The organism is Micromonospora sp. NPDC050495 (assembly GCF_040655175.1).
GTDB lineage: Bacteria > Actinomycetota > Actinomycetes > Mycobacteriales > Micromonosporaceae > Micromonospora.
The window spans coordinates 587758-608833 of record NZ_JBFAJK010000001.1 but is presented as its reverse complement, the minus strand read 5'-3'; the positions used below and the strand labels follow the sequence as shown (position 1 = coordinate 608833).

Annotated in this window: 25 protein-coding genes and 1 riboswitch; of the genes, 9 read left to right on the top strand and 16 right to left on the bottom strand. The window is 74.7% G+C overall.

The window, feature by feature from the left end:
* Positions 1 to 15: 15 nt before the first annotated feature.
* The 8 genes from AB0I11_RS02990 to AB0I11_RS02955 all read right to left on the bottom strand — a co-directional run bounded on the left by AB0I11_RS02990 (position 16) and on the right by AB0I11_RS02955 (position 6159).
* The gene (locus AB0I11_RS02990) at positions 16 to 585 is read right to left on the bottom strand and encodes a nucleotidyltransferase family protein (protein ID WP_357309709.1); all 570 of its coding nucleotides are present in this window, start codon (positions 583 to 585) and stop codon (positions 16 to 18) included.
* Positions 586 to 737: 152 nt separating this feature from the next.
* Entirely contained in the window at positions 738 to 1784 is a 1047-nt protein-coding gene (locus AB0I11_RS02985; RefSeq protein ID WP_357309706.1) for an acyl-CoA desaturase, read from the bottom strand.
* 98 nt (positions 1785 to 1882) lie between these two features.
* Entirely contained in the window at positions 1883 to 2056 is a 174-nt protein-coding gene (locus AB0I11_RS02980) for a hypothetical protein (protein ID WP_357309703.1), read from the bottom strand.
* Positions 2057 to 2444: 388 nt separating this feature from the next.
* Positions 2445 to 2672, bottom strand: a complete 228-nt coding sequence (locus tag AB0I11_RS02975; protein WP_357309699.1) for a hypothetical protein — start codon at positions 2670 to 2672, stop codon at positions 2445 to 2447.
* Positions 2673 to 2848: 176 nt separating this feature from the next.
* Positions 2849 to 3715 carry a MauE/DoxX family redox-associated membrane protein gene (locus AB0I11_RS02970; RefSeq protein WP_357309696.1) on the bottom strand — a complete coding sequence of 289 codons (867 nt, stop codon included), beginning with the start codon at positions 3713 to 3715 and terminating at the stop codon, positions 2849 to 2851.
* Positions 3716 to 3839: 124 nt separating this feature from the next.
* Positions 3840 to 4436, bottom strand: coding sequence for a cell wall protein (locus AB0I11_RS02965; protein ID WP_357309693.1), 597 nt, complete (start codon positions 4434 to 4436; stop codon positions 3840 to 3842).
* Positions 4437 to 4451: 15 nt separating this feature from the next.
* Positions 4452 to 4862, bottom strand: a complete 411-nt coding sequence (locus tag AB0I11_RS02960; protein ID WP_357309690.1) for a hypothetical protein — start codon at positions 4860 to 4862, stop codon at positions 4452 to 4454.
* Positions 4863 to 5007: 145 nt separating this feature from the next.
* Positions 5008 to 6159 (bottom strand): FUSC family protein, encoded by a 1152-nt coding sequence (locus AB0I11_RS02955; protein WP_357310357.1) that lies wholly within the window; start codon positions 6157 to 6159, stop codon positions 5008 to 5010.
* Between the two features lie 293 nt (positions 6160 to 6452).
* Here AB0I11_RS02955 and AB0I11_RS02950 point away from each other — a divergent pair, with 293 nt between their 5' ends.
* A complete protein-coding gene (locus tag AB0I11_RS02950) occupies positions 6453 to 7208 on the top strand; it encodes a methyltransferase domain-containing protein (protein ID WP_357309687.1) in 756 nt (251 codons plus the stop codon).
* An 82-nt stretch (positions 7209 to 7290) separates the two neighbouring features.
* Positions 7291 to 7737, top strand: coding sequence for an ATP-binding protein (locus AB0I11_RS02945; protein ID WP_357309682.1), 447 nt, complete (start codon positions 7291 to 7293; stop codon positions 7735 to 7737).
* Between the two features lie 9 nt (positions 7738 to 7746).
* Here AB0I11_RS02945 and AB0I11_RS02940 read toward each other — a convergent pair whose 3' ends face one another.
* Both AB0I11_RS02940 and AB0I11_RS02935 read right to left on the bottom strand, forming a co-directional pair.
* Positions 7747 to 8724 carry an aldo/keto reductase gene (locus AB0I11_RS02940; RefSeq protein WP_357309679.1) on the bottom strand — a complete coding sequence of 326 codons (978 nt, stop codon included), beginning with the start codon at positions 8722 to 8724 and terminating at the stop codon, positions 7747 to 7749.
* Positions 8725 to 8794: 70 nt separating this feature from the next.
* A complete protein-coding gene (locus tag AB0I11_RS02935) occupies positions 8795 to 9562 on the bottom strand; it encodes a DUF3152 domain-containing protein (RefSeq protein ID WP_357310348.1) in 768 nt (255 codons plus the stop codon).
* 475 nt (positions 9563 to 10037) lie between these two features.
* On the opposite strand from AB0I11_RS02935, the gene AB0I11_RS02930 reads away from it, so the two are divergent.
* The 4 genes from AB0I11_RS02930 (at position 10038) to AB0I11_RS02915 (ending at position 13692) form a co-directional block, all read left to right on the top strand.
* Positions 10038 to 11267 carry a DUF2786 domain-containing protein gene (locus tag AB0I11_RS02930; protein WP_357309675.1) on the top strand — a complete coding sequence of 410 codons (1230 nt, stop codon included), beginning with the start codon at positions 10038 to 10040 and terminating at the stop codon, positions 11265 to 11267.
* A gap of 105 nt (positions 11268 to 11372) precedes the next feature.
* Complete coding sequence (locus tag AB0I11_RS02925; protein WP_357310339.1) at positions 11373 to 11738, top strand: YciI family protein; 366 nt, start codon at positions 11373 to 11375, stop codon at positions 11736 to 11738.
* A complete protein-coding gene (locus AB0I11_RS02920; protein WP_357309672.1) occupies positions 11735 to 12979 on the top strand; it encodes a sigma-70 family RNA polymerase sigma factor in 1245 nt (414 codons plus the stop codon). Before AB0I11_RS02925 ends, AB0I11_RS02920 begins: the two co-directional genes overlap by 4 nt.
* Before the next feature lie 29 nt (positions 12980 to 13008).
* A complete protein-coding gene (locus tag AB0I11_RS02915; RefSeq protein WP_357309669.1) occupies positions 13009 to 13692 on the top strand; it encodes a dihydrofolate reductase family protein in 684 nt (227 codons plus the stop codon).
* Here AB0I11_RS02915 and AB0I11_RS02910 read toward each other — a convergent pair.
* From AB0I11_RS02910 to AB0I11_RS02890, 5 genes are all read right to left on the bottom strand, one after another.
* On the bottom strand, positions 13637 to 14131 hold the full coding sequence (locus AB0I11_RS02910; RefSeq protein ID WP_357309666.1) for a hypothetical protein: 495 nt from the start codon (positions 14129 to 14131) through the stop codon (positions 13637 to 13639). The two genes, AB0I11_RS02915 and AB0I11_RS02910, sit on opposite strands and share 56 nt — an antisense overlap.
* A gap of 213 nt (positions 14132 to 14344) precedes the next feature.
* On the bottom strand, positions 14345 to 14518 hold the full coding sequence (locus AB0I11_RS02905; RefSeq protein WP_357309663.1) for a CsbD family protein: 174 nt from the start codon (positions 14516 to 14518) through the stop codon (positions 14345 to 14347).
* Positions 14519 to 14615: 97 nt separating this feature from the next.
* The gene (locus tag AB0I11_RS02900) at positions 14616 to 16868 is read right to left on the bottom strand and encodes a heavy metal translocating P-type ATPase (RefSeq protein ID WP_357309660.1); all 2253 of its coding nucleotides are present in this window, start codon (positions 16866 to 16868) and stop codon (positions 14616 to 14618) included.
* A gap of 14 nt (positions 16869 to 16882) precedes the next feature.
* On the bottom strand, positions 16883 to 17854 hold the full coding sequence (locus tag AB0I11_RS02895) for a hypothetical protein (RefSeq protein WP_357309657.1): 972 nt from the start codon (positions 17852 to 17854) through the stop codon (positions 16883 to 16885).
* Between the two features lie 34 nt (positions 17855 to 17888).
* Positions 17889 to 18098, bottom strand: a complete 210-nt coding sequence (locus AB0I11_RS02890) for a cation transporter (RefSeq protein ID WP_357309654.1) — start codon at positions 18096 to 18098, stop codon at positions 17889 to 17891.
* Positions 18099 to 18250: 152 nt separating this feature from the next.
* Here AB0I11_RS02890 and AB0I11_RS02885 point away from each other — a divergent pair, with 152 nt between their 5' ends.
* The 3 genes from AB0I11_RS02885 (at position 18251) to AB0I11_RS02875 (ending at position 20282) form a co-directional block, all read left to right on the top strand.
* A complete protein-coding gene (locus AB0I11_RS02885) occupies positions 18251 to 18550 on the top strand; it encodes a metal-sensitive transcriptional regulator (protein WP_046568942.1) in 300 nt (99 codons plus the stop codon).
* 171 nt (positions 18551 to 18721) lie between these two features.
* Positions 18722 to 18907: an SHOCT domain-containing protein gene (locus tag AB0I11_RS02880; RefSeq protein WP_357309649.1), complete on the top strand. Its 186-nt coding sequence runs from the start codon at positions 18722 to 18724 to the stop codon at positions 18905 to 18907.
* Positions 18908 to 19127: 220 nt separating this feature from the next.
* Positions 19128 to 19259: riboswitch (cyclic di-AMP (ydaO/yuaA leader) on the top strand.
* Between the two features lie 3 nt (positions 19260 to 19262).
* Positions 19263 to 20282 carry a hypothetical protein gene (locus AB0I11_RS02875; RefSeq protein WP_357309645.1) on the top strand — a complete coding sequence of 340 codons (1020 nt, stop codon included), beginning with the start codon at positions 19263 to 19265 and terminating at the stop codon, positions 20280 to 20282.
* 67 nt (positions 20283 to 20349) lie between these two features.
* Here the strand turns inward: AB0I11_RS02875 and AB0I11_RS02870 are convergent, their stop codons facing one another.
* A complete protein-coding gene (locus AB0I11_RS02870) occupies positions 20350 to 21027 on the bottom strand; it encodes a carbonic anhydrase (RefSeq protein ID WP_357310327.1) in 678 nt (225 codons plus the stop codon).
* Positions 21028 to 21076: the final 49 nt, after the last annotated feature.

The window sequence follows — 21076 nt, the reverse complement described above, 5'->3', positions numbered from 1 at the left end:
CGCGCGAGCGCCGGCTCAGGTCACCACGCGGACGCCCGGCCAGCGTTCGGCCGGGCGGTGGCGGGCCAGTCGTCGCCGGGAGACCTCCGGGCTGACCCGGGTGGGATTGCGCCGCCACACCCCGTCGAGCAGGTCGTCCAGGCCGTGCGGCGCACACACCCCGATCCGGTCCTGTCCGTCGAGGCGGACGGCCACGGCGGCGGCGTACTCGGGCCAGGTGGCGACCGCCTCGGCGATGCCGCGCAGTGGGGGCACCGGGTCACCGCCGAACTTGGCGGCGTACCAGGTGTGCACGGCGGCCTGGTTCTTCGCCTCCCACGGCGGCTCCGGCCAGGCCGCCACCAGTCGCGCGGTGGCCCGGTCGTCGTGATCGCGGCTCAGGTCAGTCGGATCGAAGAAGACGACATCGACATCCCGCACCGCGGACGGGTCGAAGCCACCGCCGTACCGCTCTCCCCAGACCAGATCGCGGACCGCGCCCGCGCCGATCCAGGCGTCCGGCAGGCCGGAGTCCCGAACGACGCCCAGCGCCCGGACCAGCCACGGGCTGCGCTCGATCAGGTTCCGCAGGTCATCTTCCCGCATCGGTTCCCCTCGTGGCCGCTACCCGGACCCCCGGTCGGTCGCGGTACCGCACCCCGGCCCAGGAGGTACCCGGCCGGGACGGTATCCGGAAGCAGTCGATCCGGATGGCCGTCCGCCCTCGCCGCGGCTTTCGGCCCCGGCCGCGTCCCGGCTCATCGCAGGGCGACGCCGGTCGGCGGTGGTGGTGGGGACCCGACGTCGTTCAGGTGGCGCAGTCCCTCGGCCCAGGAGCGGCCAAGCGAGGTTTCGCGATAGTCGATGTCGTGCTCGGCGCAGAACCGTCGGATCAACGGTCGGGCGCGACGCAGATTGGGACACGGCATGCTCGGGAACAGGTGGTGTTCGATCTGGTAGTTCAGGCCGCCGAGCGCGATGTCGAGGAGGCGCCCGCCCCGAACGTTGCGGGAGGTGACGACCTGCCGCCGCAGGTAGTCGAGGTTGTCGTCGGCGCCGAGGATGGGCATGCCCTTGTGGTTCGGGGCGAAGGAGCAACCGAGGTAGAGGCCGAGCAGTCCCTGGTTGACGAGGACGAACGCCACCGCCTGCGCCGGGCTCAGGACCAGGAACACGGCAGTGAGGTAGCCGCCCAGGTGCAGGGCCAGCAGTCCGGCCTCGACCGGCCGCCGAGCGATCCGGCGTGGGCCGAGGACCGCCTTCACGCTGGCGGCGTGCAGGTGCAGGCCCTCGAGCAGGAGCAACGGGAAGAACAGATAGGCCTGGTAGCGGACCAGCAGCGCACCGAGGCCACGCCGCCGGCGGGCCTGGTCGGCGGTGAAGGACAAGGGCACCAGACTGATGTCGGGATCCTTGCCCTCGGTGTTGGGGTGGGCGTGGTGCCGGTTGTGCTTGTCCACCCACCAGCCGTAGCTGATCCCGGTCAGCAGGTTGCCGTGCCCGATGCCGATCAGGTCGTTCGCCCGGCGCGAGCGAGCTATCTGCCGGTGCCCGGCGTCGTGGCCGACGAACCCGGCCTGCGCGAAGACCACCGCCAGGAGCGCCGCGGTGCCGAGCTGCCACCACGATTCACCCAGCCGGACGAAGAGAGCGCACAGCCCGGCGAAGGAACCGACGACGAGGCCGATCCGCACCGCGTAGTAGCCTCGCCGCCGCCCGAGCAGCCCCGCCGCCCGGACCAGCCGGGACAGCTCCGCGTAGTCGCTGCCCCGCTGCGCGGCGGTCTCGAGACTGGCATCGCTCACGTCGGGGCTCCGGTGCGGCGGATCGGGCTCAGCGACGCCGGGGCTGGGCGCCATGGTGGGACCTGCGCTGCCGGCGAGCGGTCCGAGCGGATCGCCCATCACGTGGCCGGCGCGTCGACGAGATCGGCCGGATCGAGCCGCAGGATGGCGAGCAGGCCGACGTGCTCCGTGGTGTCCACCCGCTCCGGCAGCTCGCGCTCGACCCAGTCGGCCCTGACCTGCTGCCCGCGTTGGCGAAGGATGCTGACGATGCGCTGTCTGGCGATCTCCATCGGGTGCTCCCTTGTGAAACCGTCCGGAAGCCTCGGGCTCACGGGCGGCCGTGCCGGTTGGATCGCACCACCATCGGGACGCACGGCGGCTCTGAACGGGTCGCGGTCGACGGATCCGGCGGTCGCGACGTGGTCGGCGATCCGCCAGCATGACCAGCGGGCTGTTACGGCGGGAGTGACGTCGCGCAGCACCCGGGCAGGCTGGTCGCGGCGGCGCCTGGCGGGCGTCGGGAAACGGGTGACCCGCTCACCGTACGCCTCGCCGCGCGGATCCGCACCGGGCCGGGCCACCGTGCGCGCAGGCTCAGCCGACCGACGCCACGTCATGGTGACCGGACGCCGCCGCGCCGCCGGGTCACCCCCGGCGGCGACGCCCGGCCCCACGCTGTCAGCTCTGCTGCCCCACCGCGGCGCGGACCGCCTGGGCGGGGCCGTCGAGCCGGCCGTTGAAGGGCGGGAGGCTGTTCTCGTCCAGCCGGCCGCCGGCACCCGCCCAGCCGTCCTCGTGCTGCTGCCGGCGGCGCAGCGTCATCGCGCCCGCCGCCCCGGCCAGTGTCCCCGCCGCGAAGGCGAGCAGCAGCGCCTGCCTCATGTTGGGGTGCCTCTTCCGCGCCATGCCTGCTCCCGATGTCCAACGTGTCTTCATGATGCTGATTGTCGGACTCCATGGCTGACCGTGACGGCCGAATCGGCACCCTTGTATGCCCGCGCAGGCGGCCCGGGCCGCCCGAGCGCGCGGGCGGCCCGGGTGGGCGGGCGGCCCGGGTGGTCCCGCCCGGGCGTGGCCGCCGGCTATGCCGGGACGACGTCGAGCCGGGGACCGGCGGGTCGCCCCGCCCCGGCCAGGGCGAGCACGGTCTGGCCGGTGGCGTCGTCGACGACGGCGACGCGTACCGCCGCGGGCTCCGGGTCGATCAACGGCACCGCGAACACGGCCGTCGCCGGGCGGCCCTGGTAGCGCGCGGCGTGTCCGACGAAACGCCACTCGCCGTCGTCCCAGTGCTCCCGCACGTCGGAGCGGAGCAGCGGCGCCACCCGCCGGTAGGAGTCGCTGAGCTGGACCTGCTGCACGGTGGCGAGCAGCGGGAGGCCGGACCCGCCGCGCAGCGGGTTGGTCAACCGGGCACGCAGCCGGCGCAGCGGCAGCAGCCAGGCCGCGTCCAGTTCCGGGGAGAGCGCCACCACGACGGCGGCCTCGGCCAACAGCACGGCACCGCCGGCCCAGGGACGGGCGGCCAGCGCGTCCGGCCAGGCGCCGGGGAGCAGCGCGGCCAGTCCGGCCGCCGCCACCAGCAGCGCCGCCCGGACCAGGCTGCGGCCGGCGACCGGGGTGGGGCGGCTGCTCAGGCAGCCGCAGGAGGAGGCGGGCGCGGCCCGGCGGGCGTACCCGAGATAGCCGAGGAAGCCGACGGCCAGCGCGGTCGCGGCGACCGCCGCCAGTCGCGGGGCGGGCAGCAGCAGGAGGAGCGCGCCGAGGGTCAGCTCGACGCCGCCGAGCAGGCGGTACGCGGGCAGCGCCCGGTGCTGGCCGAGCAGCCGGGCGAGGGCCGTCCGTCGGGCGGCCGCCCGGGCATGCCGGTTGAGCAGTTTGACGCGCGCTGACGAGATCAGCACCGCGCCGACGACCAGCGGTTGCAGCGCCGCGATCAGGTCGATCATCAGTTCTCCCCTCGAGTGGACCGACGGGTACGCCCGGGCGGCGCGAGCGGCGCGCGCCGTCCTCCGGCGGCTCCGGGCCGGCGCGTCTGCCGCGTCGCGACCCGGAGCCGTCGGGCGTGCCCGGTCAGGCGGCGGCGTAGACGGTGGCGATGTCGATCTCGTTGGTGTCCGGGTGCCAGGCGCCGAGCACCTGGACGTGCCGGCCGACCCGCAGCAGGGACAGGTCGCTGACCGCCGGCGTGCCGTTGTAGACCGCGGCGGAGCGGCCCTGCACCACGTGGGCGACGATCCGCTGCCCCTTGTGGTCGAGGTGCAGCAGGTTGCGGCCGACGGCGGCGATGTGCGCGTGCAGGTTGACGATGTTGACCCAGACGGAGTCGGCGGCGAGCGTGCCGTCGGGCAGGCGGACGCCGCGGGCGTAGAGCCCGTCGCCGATGGCGACCTGGTCGAAGGTGGTCGGGTGCAGCTTCCAGATGCTGGTCCCGTCGGTGATCCGGATGGAATGCAGCACCGTGTCGGATCCGGTGACCAGGAGCAGGTGACCGGAGATCTTGCTGATCCGGCCCTCGACGAAGTTCGGGTCGGGGGCGCCGGGCTCGATGGCCGCCGCCTCGGCGGCGAACGCGGCCTCGGGGGCGAGCGAGCCGAGCCCGGTGGCGCCCACCACGCCGCCGAGCGCGGCGGTGGCGAGCAGGCGCCGACGGTCCAGGGTCTGAGCCATGGGTAACCCTCCCGTTCAGACGGTGTCGACCGAGCAGGGCCGCAGCCCCACGGAGAGGCTGCCGATCGCGCTGAACGCCGCCGGCGTCAGGTCGATGATCCGGTTGCTGCCGCAGGCCGAGCCGCAGCAGGTGCGCTCGCCGCAGAACAGGTCGGTCTGCGGGCCGCAGTCGGCGATGGTGGTGCCGACCCGGGCGCCGTTGCAGAGGTTGGTGGTGTAGTGCCGGAAGCCGCACCCGCGCCGGCTCATGTTCAGCCCGCAGGTGTCCGGATGGGTGATGGCGTAGCACGCGTCCGAGGTGTTCGGCCAGGCGTGCTGGTAGTTGCCCGACCTGCAGGTGCCGCAGGCGCCGCCTCCCGCGGTGCCGCAGGGACCCCAGGCGGTGCCGCAGCAGAACCACGACACTTCGCCTCGTATGGCCGCCATGGATACCTCCCTCCAGAGGTGATCGACAACGATGGATGTCGATATAGATGGCGATTGTTGTGTTGGAAACCACCTCCGTCAACACCTGGGGCGAAGATTTCCTACGGGTGGCACTACCGGCAGCCGGCGGCGGCACGCGGGAGGCTCAGTCCGCCACCGGGCCGTCGCCGCGGACCTCCGGTTCCGGGGGCGTGAGCGAGCCGAAGGCCCGCCGCACCCGGCGGTTCGCCTCCTCCTGCGGCAGCGCCGTGGCGACCAGCAGATCACTGGCGGCGGTACGCACCTGGGCCACCACCACGGCGCCGGAGAAACCCACCCCGGCGCGGTAGGCGTGCCCAGCCTCGGCGACCGCCCGCTCCGCCTCTTCCCGGGTCCTGGTGGGCTCGGCGGCCCCCCGGGCGAACTCCCGGTGCAGCATCCGCACCGACCCGGCGAGCCGGGACACCCCCGCCGGCAGGGCCGCCGGGATCGGCTCGCCGTCCTCGATCAGGGTGACCGTGCGCCGGATCAGGGTGCCGCTGTTGCGCATGGCCCGGTCGATCGGGTCCACCGCCGCGGCGTACCGGCCGAGCGGCCCCTCCCGGGCGCTCCAGTAGACCGGGGACATCGTGCTGGCCTCCCGGGCGCCCTGCGCCGCCTCGCCGAAGGCGCCCAGCTCCGCCTTGTTGTTCCGGAGCCGGTCCCGGGCGGCCCGCGCCCGGACGGCGTCCCGCTCCCGCAGCGCGGCGGCGGTGGCGTCGAGTTGGTCGGCGAGCAGGTCCAGTGCGGGGCCGGCGGACCGGTTGATCAGCCGGAGCGGGTTGAGCGGCAACAGCACCGCGGTCACCACCAGGGCCGCCCCGCCACCGATCAGGGCGTCGGCGAACCGGGGCAGTTCGAGGTTCGACACCAGCGGCGTCAGGGTGCCGACCAGCACCGCCGTCGCGCCGGCCTGGACCACCAGGGCGGGGCTGCGGCCGATGAACGCGGCCACCAGGATCGCGAGCAGCACCATGACCCCGAGCTGCCACGCCCCGACACCGATCGCGCCGATCAACAGGTCACCGGTGAGGATGCCGAGCGCCACCCCGACGACCAGCTCCACCGTGCGGCGCAACCGCTGGCCGACCGACGCGGCCAGCGTCACCACCGCCGAGATCGGCGCGAACACCGGCTGCGGGATGTGCAGCAGGCTGTCGGCGACCCACCAGGCCAGCCCCGCGGCCAGCCCGGCCTGGGCGGCCAGCCCGAGACCGGCCCGGACCCGACGCAACCCATCGGGCAGCGCCCCGCCCCAGCGGCGGGACAGGTCGGCGATCCTCCCGCCGGCCCGGGTACGCGTCGCTCCGCTGCCTTCCCTCGACGGACCCGCGCCGGCCACGGCCGGGGCTACCCGCTACGGCGCGATCCAATCCTGCCGTCCGGTGCGGGGGTGGCCCACTCCCGGCGCCGAGCAGGCCGGCGGGTAATCCGGTTGGCGGGCGGCCGGGCGGCGGCTAGCCTCGCCGTCAACGTCACTCCGACTGCCTGAAGAGGGTGTTTTGGTGCCCGTGCCGCGCCGTGCCGAGCAGCGTCGTCTTCTCTCGACGTCCCCACCCTTCTTCTCCTGGAGTGATCGCATTGGATCTGCCACGTAGTTTCAGCATCCGCGAGGGCGACCTGCGGATCCTCAACCCGATCGACGACGTCAAGCTGGCCACCCTGGGCCGGGTGATCGGGCTCCGTCCGGGCGCGTCGATCCTCGACCTGTGCAGCGGCAAGGGCGAACTGCTCTGCACCTGGGCCCGGGACCACGGCGTGACCGGCACCGGGGTGGACATCAGCACCATCAACACCGCCGCGGCCCAGGCGCGCGCCGCCGAGCTGGGCGTCGCCGACCAGGTCCGGTTCGTCCACGGCGACGCCGCGGCCTACGTACCCGGGCAGGCCTTCGACCTGGCCGCCTGCGTCGGCGCCACCTGGATCGGCGGGGGTGTCCCCGGCACCCTGAAGATTCTGGAACGCGGGCTGCGCCCCGGCGGGATGGTCCTGGTCGGCGAGCCGTACTGGCGGCTCGACCCGCCCGACGAGACGACCGTGTCCGCCTGCCACGCCCGCTCCCGGGACGAGTTCCGGGACCTGCCCGGACTGGTCGGGCTCTTCGGCGAGTGCGGCTGGGACCTGGTGGAAATGGTCCTCGCCGACCAGGACAGCTGGGACCGGTACGCCGCCGCGCACTGGCTCAACCTGCGCCGCTGGCTGGACGCGCACCCCGACGACGAGTTGGCCGGGGAACTGCGCCGGGAGCTGACCGAGGACCCGCTGCGGTATGTCCGCTACCGCCGCGAGCACCTGGGCTGGGGCGTCTTCGCCCTGCTCCGCCGCTGACCCGCGCGGCCGGCTCCCGCTCGTCCCCCGGGGCGGGCGGGAGCCGGCTTAGCCGGCGGCTACGCAGGGTAGAACGCAGCCCATGGGACAGTTGCGCACCTCGCCGCCGCCGGAGGCCGTCGACCTGGAGCGGCGGGTGCTCGACAGCCCGGACGGACTGCGCGACCTGCGGGCGTCGCTGCGCGCCGCGCTGGACCGGCACGGCCTGGTGCAGGGCGAGGACCTCGACGAGGTGCCGCACCTGGTCGTGCTGGTCGCCACCGAGCTGGCCAGCAACGCGCTGCGGCACGGCCGGCCGCCGACCATCGTCACCCTGCTCGGCCGCGACGACTGCTTCCTGCTCGACGTGGCCGACCACGACGTCCGCACCGTGCCCGAGCTGACCGACATCCATCCGCTGGACTCCGGGGGACGCGGACTGTTCCTGGCCCAGCAGCTCTCGCTGGCCGTCGGCTGGTACGCCACCGCGCACACCAAGAACATCTGGGCGTCGTTCCCCCGCCCGGCCCGGGCGGCCGTGAACGCCTGAGCGGCGACCCTAGAAGCCCGCGACCGGGTGCGGGACGTACGGCGCCTCCAGCTGCGCCACCTCGTCGTCGGTCAGCTCCAGTTCCAGCGCCGCCACCGCGTCGGTCAGGTGATGCGGCTTGGTCGCCCCCACGATCGGCGCGGTCACCGCCGGGTTGCGGGCCAGCCAGGCCAGCGCCACCTGGGCCCGAGGCACCCCCCTTGCCCGCGCGATCCGGGCCACCGCGTCGACCACCGCCCGGTCGTTCTCCTCGGTCCGGGCGTACAGCCGGCGGCCGAACTCGTCGGTCTCGGCCCGCGCGGTCCGCTCGCCCCAGTCCCGGGTGAGCCGGCCCCGGGCCAGCGGGCTCCACGGGATCACCGCGATGCCCTGATCGAGGCAGAACGGCAGCATCTCCCGCTCCTCCTCCCGGTAGAGCAGGTTGTAGTGGTTCTGCATGGAGACGAACCGGGTCCAACCGTGCCGCTCGGCGGCCCAGAGCGCCTTGGCGAACTGCCACGCGTACATCGAGGAGGCGCCGAGGTAGCGGACCTTGCCGGCGCGGACCAGGTCGTGCAGCGCCTCCAGGGTCTCCTCGATCGGGGTGCCCGGGTCGAGCCGGTGGATCTGGTAGAGGTCCACGTAGTCGGTGCCGAGCCGGCGCAGGCTCGCGTCGATCTCACTCATGATGTGCTTGCGGGACAGGCCGGCCCGGTTCGGTCCGGGCCCCATCCGGCCGTGCACCTTGGTCGCGATGACCACGTCGTCGCGGCGGGCGAAGTCCTTCAGCGCCCGGCCGACGATCTCCTCGCTGGTGCCGTCGGAGTAGACGTTGGCGGTGTCGAAGAAGTTCACCCCCAGCTCCAGCGCCTGCTGGATGAAGGGCCGGCTGTCGGCCTCCGGCAGCGACCACGGGTGCCCACCCCGCCCCGGCTCGCCGTAGCTCATGCAGCCCAGGCAGAGCCGGGACACCTCCAGGCCGGTGGACCCGAACTTGACGTACTCCATGCGGTCGTCCTCCTCCTCGCACCCGCCGTCCATCTCACCACCGGCGGGCGCGCGACGCAGGCCGGCCGGCTCAATCCTCGGCCGGCACCGGGTCGTCGTACTGCCCGGGCGGGCCGGTGTGCAGGGCGCCGTCCGGCCGGGGCCACGGGTTCGGGGTGCAGCCGTGCAGGCCCAGGGTCTGCTGCTCCATCACCGGGGCCGGACCGCCGGCCCGCGGGCAGCGCTCGTGCCCCCGGCCCAGCCGGTGCCCGACCTCGTGGTTGAGCAGGTACTGCCGGTAGCGGCCAAGATCAGGGAACTGCGGCACACCGCGGACCCAGCGGGCCACGTTGATCACCACCTGGTTTCCGTTGCGGCAGGAGGTGTAGTGGTCGGTCGGGTCGGCGCAGAGCCGGCCCCGGGTCACCGGGGTGGTCAGCAGCACGGTGAAGTCGGCCGGGTCGGCCGGCCCGACCCGTTGCAGCCGCCACTCGCCGCCGCCGGTCCAGCCGCGCGGATCGGCCAGGATCGCGCCGACCTCCCGCCCGAACCGCTCCACGTCGAGGCGAGCGATGCCCCCCTCCACCGCCACCCGGTAGCGCAGCAGCCGGCCCCCGCGCCCGGCCACCGCGCCGAGCGCCGTGGCGGTGCGGAAGGCGCCGGTGCCCCGAGCCGGGTACGTGATCGCCGGGGTGGCCCGGCCGGCCGCCGTCACGACCGGCGGGGTCGGGGTGGCCGCCGGGCGGGCGGGGACCGCGGCGGGCACCGGGGCGCCGGCCGTGGCCAGCAGCTCGGTGGCGCCGCGCCGCGCCACGTACACCCCGCCGGCCGCCAGCCCGACCGCGACCACCAGCGCCAGCGCCGGCCCGACGCGCGGCCCCCGGCGGCGGTGCAGACCCCGGTCCCGCGCGCTCCGCCCACCCACGTCGCTCTCCGTCCGTCGTGCCGCCCCGGTCCACCCGGGAGTAGTACGGACGCGCGGGCCGCGCGGTTGAACGCCCTCGGTGCGGCCGCCACCGACCGGTCGTCGGGTCGGACCGGAGAATGATCCACTCCGATTGCCGCAATCCGGCCTCTCCGCAGCGCCGGAGACCCCCGTTTGCGGTATCCCGGCTGGATCAGGCGGGGCCGGCGCCGGAGACCTCCTCCCGCGTGGATCAGGCGGGGCCGGCCCTGCCGGGGCGGCCGCGGGCCGGCGGGACGGCCGAGGTGAGGGCGCTCACCAGCGGCGGCGCCCCGACCGCCGGTACCGTTCCTTTCCGGGGACCGCGGGTCGCGTTCCCCGCGGATCCGCAGGCGTCGCCGGACGACCCTGACCAGAGGAGGGGCCACCCGTGTCCGACGCCGACCGGCTGCTCGCCGACGCCCTCGCGCGGGCGCGCGGCACCGACGTACGCGAGGCCGAGCGGGCGCTGGACCGGCTGGTGGTCGGCGACGGCCCGGCGGTGGACGCGGCGCTGCTGGCCCGCCTGGTCCGCGCGGTGGGCCGGCTCTGGCCGCGCGGCTGGCAGCCGGTCGACCTGGACCGGATCGCGCTGCGGCGGCTGCCGCCCCGGGGCGCGCGGCTGCTCCGCGACGTGCTGGCCGCCCAGCGCCGCGAGCAGCCCGGCCCGGTCCCCGGCTGGTTCGACGGTCAGCTCGCCGAGCTGGGCGCGGAGTGGGACGCCGACCCGGGCTGGCTGGACCGCCGGGCCCAGGGCGACCGGATCAGCACGCTGCGGGACGCGGTGGAGGCGCTGGTGCTGGTGGAAGGGCTGCCGCCGATCGCCACGCTGCGCCCGCCGCCCGGCGGCCCGGGTGCCGCCCGGGGCGCCGGCGTGCCTGGTGCCGCTCGGAACGCCGGGGCGCCAGGCAGCGGCTCGCGGCTGCTGGACCGGGTCCGTGCCCTGCTGGCCAAGGCCGAGTCGACCACCTTCCCGGCGGAGGCGGAGGCGCTGACCGGCAAGGCGCAGGAGCTGATGGCCCGGCACAGCATCGACGCCGCCCTGCTCGACGCCACGGCCGAGCGGCCCGACCGGCCGGGCGGCATCCGGCTCGGCACCGACGCCCCGTACGCGGCCGCGAAGGCGCTGCTCATCCAGGAGGTGGCCGGGGCGAACCGGTGCGAGTCGGTGTGGTCCGACGACCTGGGCTTCGCCACCGTGCTCGGCTTCCCCACCGACCTGGCCGCGGTCGAACTGCTGCACACCTCGCTGCTGGTGCAGGCGACCGCCGCGATGCTGCGTGGCCGGGGCGAGCGCCGGCCGGGCAGCGGCCGGCGTACCAAGGGCTACGACGAGTCCTTCCTGAACGCGTTCGCCCTGCGCATCGGCGAGCGGCTGCGGGCGGCCACGGTGGCCGAGGAGCGGGCGGCCACCGGGGAGCGGGCCGGCGAGCGGCTGCTCCCGGTGCTCGCCGCCCGTACCGACGCCGTGCGGGAGCGCCTCGACCAGCTCTTTCCCGGGGTCACCCGGCACCGGCTCCAGGTCCGGGACCGGGACGGCTGGGCCTCCGGCACCTCGGCCGCCGACCGGGCCTCGCTGGCTGCCGGCGCGCCGGACCGCCGGCCGGTACCCGGTCGCTGATTTTCTTCTCGGGCAGGATGTCGGATCGGAGGTCCCGGCTCCGACCCGTCTGCGAGAGGCGCCACCGACCGGTGGCCCGTACCTGAGGAGTGGACCGTGAAGTACATGCTGCTGATCTGGAACCGTCCCGGCTTCGTCGAGGAGCTCTCCGAGGAGGACCGCAACGCGATCTTCGGCGACGTCGACCGGATCATGGCGGAGCTGACCGCCTCCGGTGAGCTGGTGGGCGGCGACGCGCTGGCCCATCCGTCGCAGACCCGTACGGTCCGGGCCGGCGCCCGCGCCGGTGCCGTCGAGGTCACCGACGGGCCGTTCGTGGAGAGCAAGGAGCAGTTCGCCGGTTACCTGATGGTGGACTGCGAGACCCCGGAGCGGGCCGCCGAGATCGCGGCGAGCTGGCCGGACGTGACGCACGGGGTGGGCGTGCTGGAGGTGCGCCCGGTGATGGACCAGGCCGGGACGGAGATGTGACCGAGCGGGCCGTCGAGGACCTGCTGCGTACCCTCGCGCCGCAGGTCCTCGGTGTGCTCGTCCGCCGGCACGGCCAGTTCTACGCCTGCGAGGACGCGGTGCAGGAGGCCCTGCTCGCCGCCGCCACCCAGTGGCCGGCGCAGGGGGTGCCGGAGCATCCCCGGTCCTGGTTGGTCACCGTGGCGACCCGCCGGCTCACCGACGAGTGGCGCAGCGAGCGGGCCCGCCGGGACCGCGAGGTCGCGGTGGCGGTCCGGGAGCCGGCGTACGCGGCGGCCGCCCCGGCCGCCGACGAGGAGCCGCCCGCCGAAGACGACACGTTGAAGCTGCTCTTCCTCTGCTGCCATCCGGCGCTGACCGGCTCCGCCCAGGTGGCGCTCACGCTGCGCGCGGTGGGCGGCCTGAGCACCGCGGAGATCGCCCGGGCGTACCTGGTGCCGGAGGCGACGATGAGCCAGCGGATCCGGCGGGCGAAGCAGCGGGTCGAGGCGGCCGGGGCGCGCTTCGTGCTGCCCTCGCCGGCGGACCGGGACGACCGGCTCCGGGCCGTGCTGCGGGTGCTCTACCTGATCTTCAACGAGGGGTACACCGCCTCCAGCGGCGACGAGCTGCACCGGGCGGAGCTGACCCGGGAGGCGATCCGGCTGGCCCGGGAGCTGCACCGGCTGCTGCCGGAGGACGGCGAGGTGGCCGGGCTGCTGGCGTTGATGCTGCTCACCGACTCGCACCGGGCGGCCCGGACCGGACCGGGCGGGGAGCTGATCCCGCTGGCCGAGCAGGACCGCAGCCGGTGGGACCGGGCGGAGATCGCCCCGGGCGTCGCCCTGGTGACCGAGGCGCTGACCTGGTCGGCGCCGGGCCCCTACCAGGTGCAGGCGGCCATCGCGGCGGTGCACGCCGAGGCGCCGTCGGCGGCGGAGACGGACTGGCCGCAGATCGTCGCGCTGTACCGGGTGCTGGCCCGGATCGCGCCGAACCCGATGGTCACGTTGAACCAGGCCGCCGCCGTGGCCATGGTGGACGGCCCCCGGGCCGGGCTGGCGCTGCTGGCGTCGCTGGACGCCGACGACCGCACCGCCGGGCACCACCGGCTCGCCGCGGTCCGCGCCCACCTGCTGGAGCTGGCCGGCGAGCGGGCGGCCGCACGGGCGGCGTACCTGGCCGCCGCGCGGGCCACCACGAGCCGCCCCGAGCAGCGTTACCTGGAGGTACGCGCCGCCCGGCTGGCCGCCGACCGATGAGTTTCACCGGCCGCCGACGTCCACCGGACATGACTCAGGTGACCGGTCAGATCTCGATGTCGCTGGACGGGTACGTCGCGGCGCCGGGACAGAGCAGGCAGGATCCGCTGGGCCGGGGCGGCCTGCGGCTGCACGAGTGGCTCTTCGCCACGGACGGCTGGCGGGCCCGACACGGGCAGGCCGGCGGGGAGCGCAACCTCGACGCCGAGGTGGTGGCCGAGATCACCGCCGGCGTCGGCGCGTACGTGATGGGCCGGCGGATGTTCGGCGGCGGCGAGGGTGCCTGGGACCTGGGTTGGACCGGCTGGTGGGGGGACGACCCGCCGTGGCACGTCCCGGTTTTCGTGCTGACCCACCACCCGCGCGAGTCGCTGGTGATGCGGGGCGGCACCGAGTACCACTTCGTCACCGACGGCATCGAGGCGGCGTTGAAACTGGCTCGGGCGGCCGCCGGTGACCGCGACGTCGGGGTGGCGGGCGGGGGGAGCACGCTCCGGCAGTACCTCGCCGCCGGGCTGCTCGACTCGTTCTGGCTGCACCTGGTGCCGATCGTCCTCGGCGGCGGCACTCCGCTCTTCGCGGGGCCGCTCGACGGCGTCACGCTGGAGCCGGTGCGGGTGGTCCCCGCACCGGCCGTCACCCACGTGTTGTACCGGGTCAGGCCCGGCAGTCCCGGGCCAGCCGGGGCGGGATCGCCACGAACGTCGAGCTGAGCCACTTCACCGGGGTGGCCGACCTGGCCCCGGCGTCGAGTTGCTGCGCGGTCCGGCCGACCAGCGTCCTGATCTCCGGGTCGGCGGCCCTGGCGGCCTGCTCGCGTACGTCGTCGGCCAGGTCGGCAAGGTCGGTCTTGACCTGGGCGTTGATCTGCTCGGGGGTGAGCTGCTTGCGGGTCGCCGCCACGGCGTCGGCGGCGATCTCCCGGCTCTTGGCGATGATGAGCTTGTCCACCTCGGCGCAGACCTCGGCGGTGTTCGCCGCGGTCGGCGGGGACGGCGTGGCGGTGGTCGGGGCGGGCTCGACGGTGGTCGGCGCGGCGGTCGGGCCGCCCGCGGGGGCCGCGGCATCCGGGCTTCCGTCGGCCTGGCAGGCCCCGGCGAGGGCGGTCAGGGTCACCAGGGCGGCGGCGCGCAGGGCGGTGGTGGCGGACATCCTTCTCCCCGTACGGTCTTCGGTCGTCGGTCGTCGGTCACGGTCGGTGGTCGGACCGGGGCATCCTCGCGGTGCCGCCACCCGGGCCCCGGACGGATCGGGCGGCGTGGCACCGAGTGTGCCAAGCGGGCGGCGCGGGTGCCGGACAGGCGGTCCGCGCGCAGCGCGCCGGGCCGGCGAGGTGCCGGCCCGGCGTCGCGGTAGTGGCGTTGGTCAGCTCTTGAAGGCGTCCTTGATCTTCTCACCGGCCTGCTTGAGGTCGGCCTTGGACTGGTCGTTGCGGCCCTCGGCCTCGAGGCGCTCGTTGTCGGTCGCCCGGCCGACGCCCTCCTTCACCTTGCCGGCGGTGTTCTCGGTCGCGTTGCCGATCTTGTCGTCGTAACCCATCGGAACCTCCACTCAGCATGACGTCCTGACGAGATGGAGGTACCCCGTCGCCGGTCGGCTCAACCACGGCCGCTCACCGAGGGTGAACGAACCGGGCTCAGCCGACCGGTCGGAAGCCGCGCAGCCGGAGACTGTTGGCCACCACGAAGACCGACGAGAAGGCCATCGCGGCGCCGGCGATCATCGGGTTGAGCAGGCCGGCGGCGGCCAGCGGCAGGGCGGCCAGGTTGTAGGCGAAGGCCCAGAACAGGTTGCCCTTGATGATGGCCAGCGTGCGCCGGGAGAGCCGGATGGCGTCCACCGCCGCCATCAGGTCGCCGCGGACCAGGGTCAGGTCGGACGCCTCGATCGCCACGTCGGTGCCGGTGCCCATGGCCAGTCCGAGGTCGGCCTGGGCCAGCGCGGCGGCGTCGTTGACGCCGTCACCGACCATGGCCACCGTCCGACCCTGCGCCTGGAGCCGGCGCACCGCGTCGACCTTGTCGGCGGGCAGCACCTCGGCGATCACCTGGTCGATGCCGACCTCGGCGGCCACCGCCTGCGCCACGGTGGCGTTGTCGCCGGTGAGCAGCACCGGGGTCAGCCCGAGCTCGCGCAGCCGGGCGACCGCCGCGCGGCTGGTCGGCTTGACCGCGTCGGCCACCGCGAGCACGCCGCGGGCCCGGCCGTCCCAGCCGGCCAGGACCGCCGTCCGCCCGGCGGCCGCCGCGTCGGTCGCCGCTTGCACGATCTCCTCGGGTACGTCGAGTCCGCGCTCCCGCAGCAGCCGCAGCCGCCCGACCACCACCTCCCGGCCCTCGACGGTCCCGGTGACGCCGAGCCCTTCCGCGTTGGCGAAGCCGCCGACCGCCGGCAGGGCGCCCCGCTCGGCGGCGCCGTCGGCGACGGCCCGGGCGATGGGGTGCTCGGAGGCGGCCTCCAGCGCCCCGGCCAGCCGGAGCAGTTCGTCGGCGTCCTGGCCGGCCGCCGGCAGCACGTCGACCAGGGTCATCCGGCCGGTGGTGACGGTGCCGGTCTTGTCCAGCACGACGGTGTCCACCCGGCGGGTCGACTCCAGCACCTCCGGCCCCTTGATCAGGATGCCGAGCTGGGCGCCGCGCCCGGTGCCGACCAGCAGCGCGGTCGGGGTGGCCAGGCCGAGGGCACAGGGGCAGGCGATGATCAGCACGGCCACCGCGGCGGTGAACGCGGCGGTCGCCCCTTCGCCGGTGCCGAGCCACCAGCCGAGGGTGCCCACCGCCAGGGCGATCACGATCGGCACGAACACCCCGGAGATCCGGTCGGCGAGCCGCTGCACGGCCGCCTTGCCGGTCTGTGCCTGCTCCACGAGCCGGGCCATCTGGGCGAGCTGGGTGTCCGCGCCGACCCGGGTGGCCCGGACCACCAGCCGGCCCCCGGCGTTGACGGTGGCGCCGACGACGGTGGCGCCCGGCCCGACCTCCACCGGCACCGACTCGCCGGTGAGCATGCTGGCGTCGACGGCGGAGGTGCCGTCCTCGACCACGCCGTCGGTGGCGACCTTCTCGCCGGGGCGGACCACGAACCGGTCCCCGACGGCGAGCTGGTCCACCGGGATCCGGGTCTCCCGGTCGCCGCGCAGCACCGCGACGTCCTTGACGCCCAGCTCCAGCAGGGCGCGCAGGGCCGCGCCGGCGGTCCGCTTCGAGCGGGCCTCGAAGTAGCGGCCGGCGAGGAGGAAGACGGTCACGCCGGCCGCCGCCTCCAGGTAGATGTTGCCGGCCCCGCCGCCGCGGCTGATGTCGAATTCGAACGGGTGCACCATCCCGGGAATCCCGGCGTCGCCGAGGAAGAGCGCCCAGAGTGACCAGCCGAACGCGGCCAGCGTGCCGAGCGAGACCAGGGTGTCCATGGTCGCGGCGCCGTGCCGGAGGTTGATCGCGGCGGCCCGGTGGAACGGCAGCCCGCCGTAGACCACGACCGGGGCGGCCAGGGTCAGCGACAGCCACTGCCAGTAGTCGAACTGCCAGGCCGGGACCATGGCGAGCACGATCACCGGCACGGTCAGCACGGCCGACACCCACAGCCGGGTACGCAGTCCGCGCAGCTCGTCCACCGGCGCGGCCGCCTCGGCGGCGGCCTGCGCGGGCGGCGGCGGTACGACGGCCGTGTAGCCGGTCTTCTCCACGGTGGCGATCAGGTCGGCCGGGGTGATCTGGTCGGCGTACCGAACGGTGGCCTTCTCGGTGGCGTAGTTGACGGTCGCCTCGACGCCGTCCATCCGGTTGAGCTTCTTCTCGATCCGGGCGGCGCAGGAGGCGCAGGTCATCCCGCCGATCGCCAGCTCGATCCGGTTCGGCGCGACCGGCAGCGACTTCGCGGTCGAGGTCATCGCGGCACCTCCTGTCAGCTGTGTCCGTGACCGGGGACGCCGTGTCCGGCGTCCGGGGTGGGTGCGGTTGTCGTGGCCGGCGTGGCCGGCGGCGGGACGTCACCGGCCACGACCGTGAACTCGGCGGTGTGCACCGCGTCGTCGTGCCGGAAGTCCAGGTAGAGACGGTACGTACCGATCGAGGGCAGCTCGGTGGTGAAGCTCACCGCCGGTCCGGCCGGGGTCGTCCCGTCGCCGGGCGCGCCCTCCGGGTGCACGTGCAGGTACGCCAGGTCGCCCTGGCGCAGCGCGACCAGGTGCCCGTACGCCCCGAGGTAGGGCTGGAGGTCGGTGACCGGGCGGCCGTCCCGGGTCACGGTCAGGGTGAGCCGGCCGGCCTGGCCGGGCTGTGGCGTGCCGGCCAGCGTGACGGTGTAGCCGTCGACGGTGCTGCTGGTCGCGGGGGCGGGCAGCGGGTGCTCCACCAGCGGGCCAGGGACGGTCATGTCGACGCCGAGCGTCAGCGGCTCGACGCCGCTCGGGGTGAAGTCCGCGAACGCCCGCCAGACGCCGGGCCCGGCGAGCGGCGAGGCGACCCGCCAGGTGCCGTCGCCGGTCAGCTCGGGGTGCACGTGCCGGAAGCCGGAGAGGTCGCGGCGGGCGACGATCAGGTGCATCCGCTTGTCGTGGGCGACGTCGTAGCGGGTGACCGGCCGGCCGTCCGGGCCGGTGATCCGGAAGGCGAACTCGCGGGTGGGGGCGCTCACCGGTTGCAGCGTGTAGCCGCGGTCGGCGACGAGCAGCCCGCCGGGCAGGTGGTCGGTGGACGGCTCGGCGTGGCCGTCGCCGTGGTCGGCCGCGGTGGGGTCGTGCGCGGGGTCGGTGGCGTCGTGGCGGGTCTCGGCGGCGGGCGCGACGGGGCCGGTCAGGTGACCGACCCCGTACGCCGCGCCGAACACCGCCGCGAGGCCGAGGGCGAAGCCGCTCAGCTTCGTCGCCGTGTTCATCGGGGTACCTCGGTTTCTCGGGGTCCGCCGGCCGTCACGCCGGGACGAGGTCGTAACCGGCCTCGTCGACGGCGGCACGGACGGCGTCCGGGTCCAGCGGGCTCTCGCTGTTGACGGTGACCCGGCCGGTGGCCAGGTCGACCTGGACGTCGGTGACGCCCGGGATCGCGCCCACCTCGGTGCTGACCGAGTTGACGCAGTGCCCGCAGGTCATGCCCTGCACCTGGTACGTGGTGGTGACCATGTCGAAACTCCTTCCCGCACCCCTATCCTATACCCCCCAGGGGTAGGAGAGGGATGGACCGCGGCCCGTCCGGGCTGTTACCGATACCCGGTGTGGGTATTCCCACGACCGGACCGTACCATACCCCCGAGGGGTACGCTATCCTCGACGTCATGACCGCACCGACGACCCCGACCCGGGGCTACACCGCCAGCAAGGATCAGCTGCTCGCGCGGCTCCGCCGCATCGAGGGCCAGGTCCGCGGCATCGAGAAGATGGTCGAGGACGACCGCTACTGCATCGACGTGCTGACCCAGATCTCGGCGATCCAGGCCGCCCTGGACAAGGTCGGCCTCGGCCTGCTCGACGGCCACGCCCGGCACTGCATGCACGAGGGCGCCGCCGAGGGGCGCGCCGACGAGATGGCGACCGAGATGATGGCCGCCGTCGGCCGGCTGATGAAGCGGGGCTGAGGTCGGGACTTCCGGCCCCGATCCCGGGTCGACCGGCCCGCCCGCCCGGGGCCGGGCCCGCCGTACGGTCGAGGTGGCGACCGGAGCCGGCGTCACCTCGCCGGACCGGCCGACCCTCGGGACGGACGGGAGGGCGGCCAGATGATGTGGAACGGCCCGATGATGGGCTTGATGTGGATCTGGCCCCTGCTGGGGCTGGTGGTGCTGGGCACGCTGGTGTGGCTGGTGTTCCGGCTCACCGATCCGGCGGGCGCCGCGCGCGCCTCCGCGGCGGCCCGGCGCATCCTCGACGAACGGTACGCCCGGGGCGAGATCGACGAGGAGGAGTACCGCCGCCGGCGCGCCGGCCTCGCCTGACGCCCGTCCCGCTGCCGGGCCACGCGTGCCCCGGACGGTGCGGTGGAACACCGGCCGGCATGACGCCACTCCGCAGCGTGACGACGGATGTCAAACGCGACGCTGGTCACGCAGGGCCACGACGAAATAGGGCTTCTGGTCGGCTTCCGGACGTAGATCCCCGCCCGGACTCTCAGGTAACCTCGCTGCCGGTCACCGCTGAAGGCGCGAACCGGCGCCTGCGGTACCGCCGCCCAATCGCCCGCGGGCGAGCCGGGGAACCAGGTACATGGGGTGAGTCCGCGTCAGCGGTAGGGGCCGCTTCCGTCCCGAACCCGTCAGCTAACCCGGTCGGCGGCCGACGGAAGGGAAGACTGTGACGGCACCCCTGCGCCGCTGGATCACACCGCTGGTGACCGTGCTCGCCGCGCTCGCCATCGTCGCCGGCCCCACCCCGGCCCTGGCCGCGCCCGCCACCCCCACCCCCTCGGGGCACGAGGAGGACGACGACCCGCCGCTCATCACCGAGGCGATCGAGTCGGCGAACCGGCAGTACGTCCAGGCGAAGACCAAGCTGGCGAAGTCGCAGCAACGCCAGCGCCAGCTGGCCGGCGAGGTGAAGGCGGCGCAGGACGAGCTGGAGGCGCTGCGGCCCCAGGTCAGCGCCATCGCCGCGCAGTCCTACCGGACCGGCCGGATCGGCGCCATGGCGATGCTGCTGGAGAGCCGGTCGCCGGACTCGTTCGTGCAGCGCGCCGCCGGCCTGGACGAGCTGAACCTGGTCAACGCGCAGAAGCTCGCCGCGATCAACACCGCCAAGACCCGGGCCGAGCAGGCCAAGCTCGCGCTCGACGCCGAGGTGCGCGAGCAGCAGAAGCTGACCAACGCGATGGCCCGGGAGAAGGCCGCGGCGGAGAAGGCGCTGAAGCTGGTCGGCGGGCTCGGCTTCACCGGCGGCCTGGTCTCGGCCACCTCCCGGGTGGCCGCGATCGGCCCGGGCCGGACCGCCGACGGCGACTGGAAGTCCGAGTCGTGCAGCGAGAACGACCCGACCACCTCCGGCTGCATCACGCCGCGCACCCTGCACGCCTACAAGGAGGTCAAGAAGGCCGGCTTCAACCGCTTCGTGGGCTGCTACCGGCCCGGCGGGCCGTGGGAGCACCCCAAGGGCCGGGCCTGCGACTGGTCGCTGCAGAAGAGCGGCTTCTCCCCCTGGCACAACAACGACATGCGGATGTACGGCAACAACGTGGCCGCGTTCCTGATCCGCAACGCCGACCGGCTCGGCATCTACTACGTCATCTGGAACCGGCAGATCTGGTTCCCGGCGACGGGCTGGAAGTCGTACAGCGGGCCGTCCAACCACACCGACCACGTGCACATGTCGCTGCTCTGAGTCCGTACGCGCCGAACGGGCCGTCCCCGCGACCACGCGGGACGGCCCGTTCGTCTGTTCGAGGGCGTCAGCCGGCGACGGCGGTGGGCGCCGGATCCGCGGCGCCGGCCGGCGCGGGCACGGCCGGGCCGGGAGCACCCGCCGGCACCTCCGCCACGGTGCGCACCTCGCCCGCGCCGAGCCGGTACGACATGCCGACCACCGCGCAGCGCCCGGCGGCCACCCGCTCGGCGAGCACCGCCGAGTTGGCGACCAGGGCCTCCACGGTCTGCGCGATGTGGATGTCGACGATCCCGTCGATGTCCGTCACGCCCTCCCGCAGCGCCCGGCGCAGGCTCGGCACCACCGCGTCCACCACGGCGCCGAGGTGACCGGGCGGGGTGGCGCCGGTGGCCGTGGCCTCCCGGGCGGCCTGCACCGCGCCGCAGGAGTCGTGGCCGAGCACCACCACCAGCGGCGTGCCCAGCACGGTGACCGCGTACTCGACGCTGCCGAGGACCTCGGGACCGGTGGTGTGGCCGGCGGTCCGGACCACGAAGAGGTCGCCGAGCCCGCGATCGAAGATGATCTCGGCGGCGAGCCGGGAGTCGGAGCAGCCGACGATCACCGCGAACGGGTGCTGCCCGTCGGCGACGAGGGCCCGATGGTCGGCGTCCTGGTTCGGGTGCCGGGGGGCGCCGGTGACGAACCGGTTGTTCCCGGCCTGCAGCTCGGCGAGCGCTCGCTCAGGAGTGGTCGGCGTCAATACACTCACCTCGTCCTCGGCGCAAAAGACCTGGTCAGCCCGGCCGGCG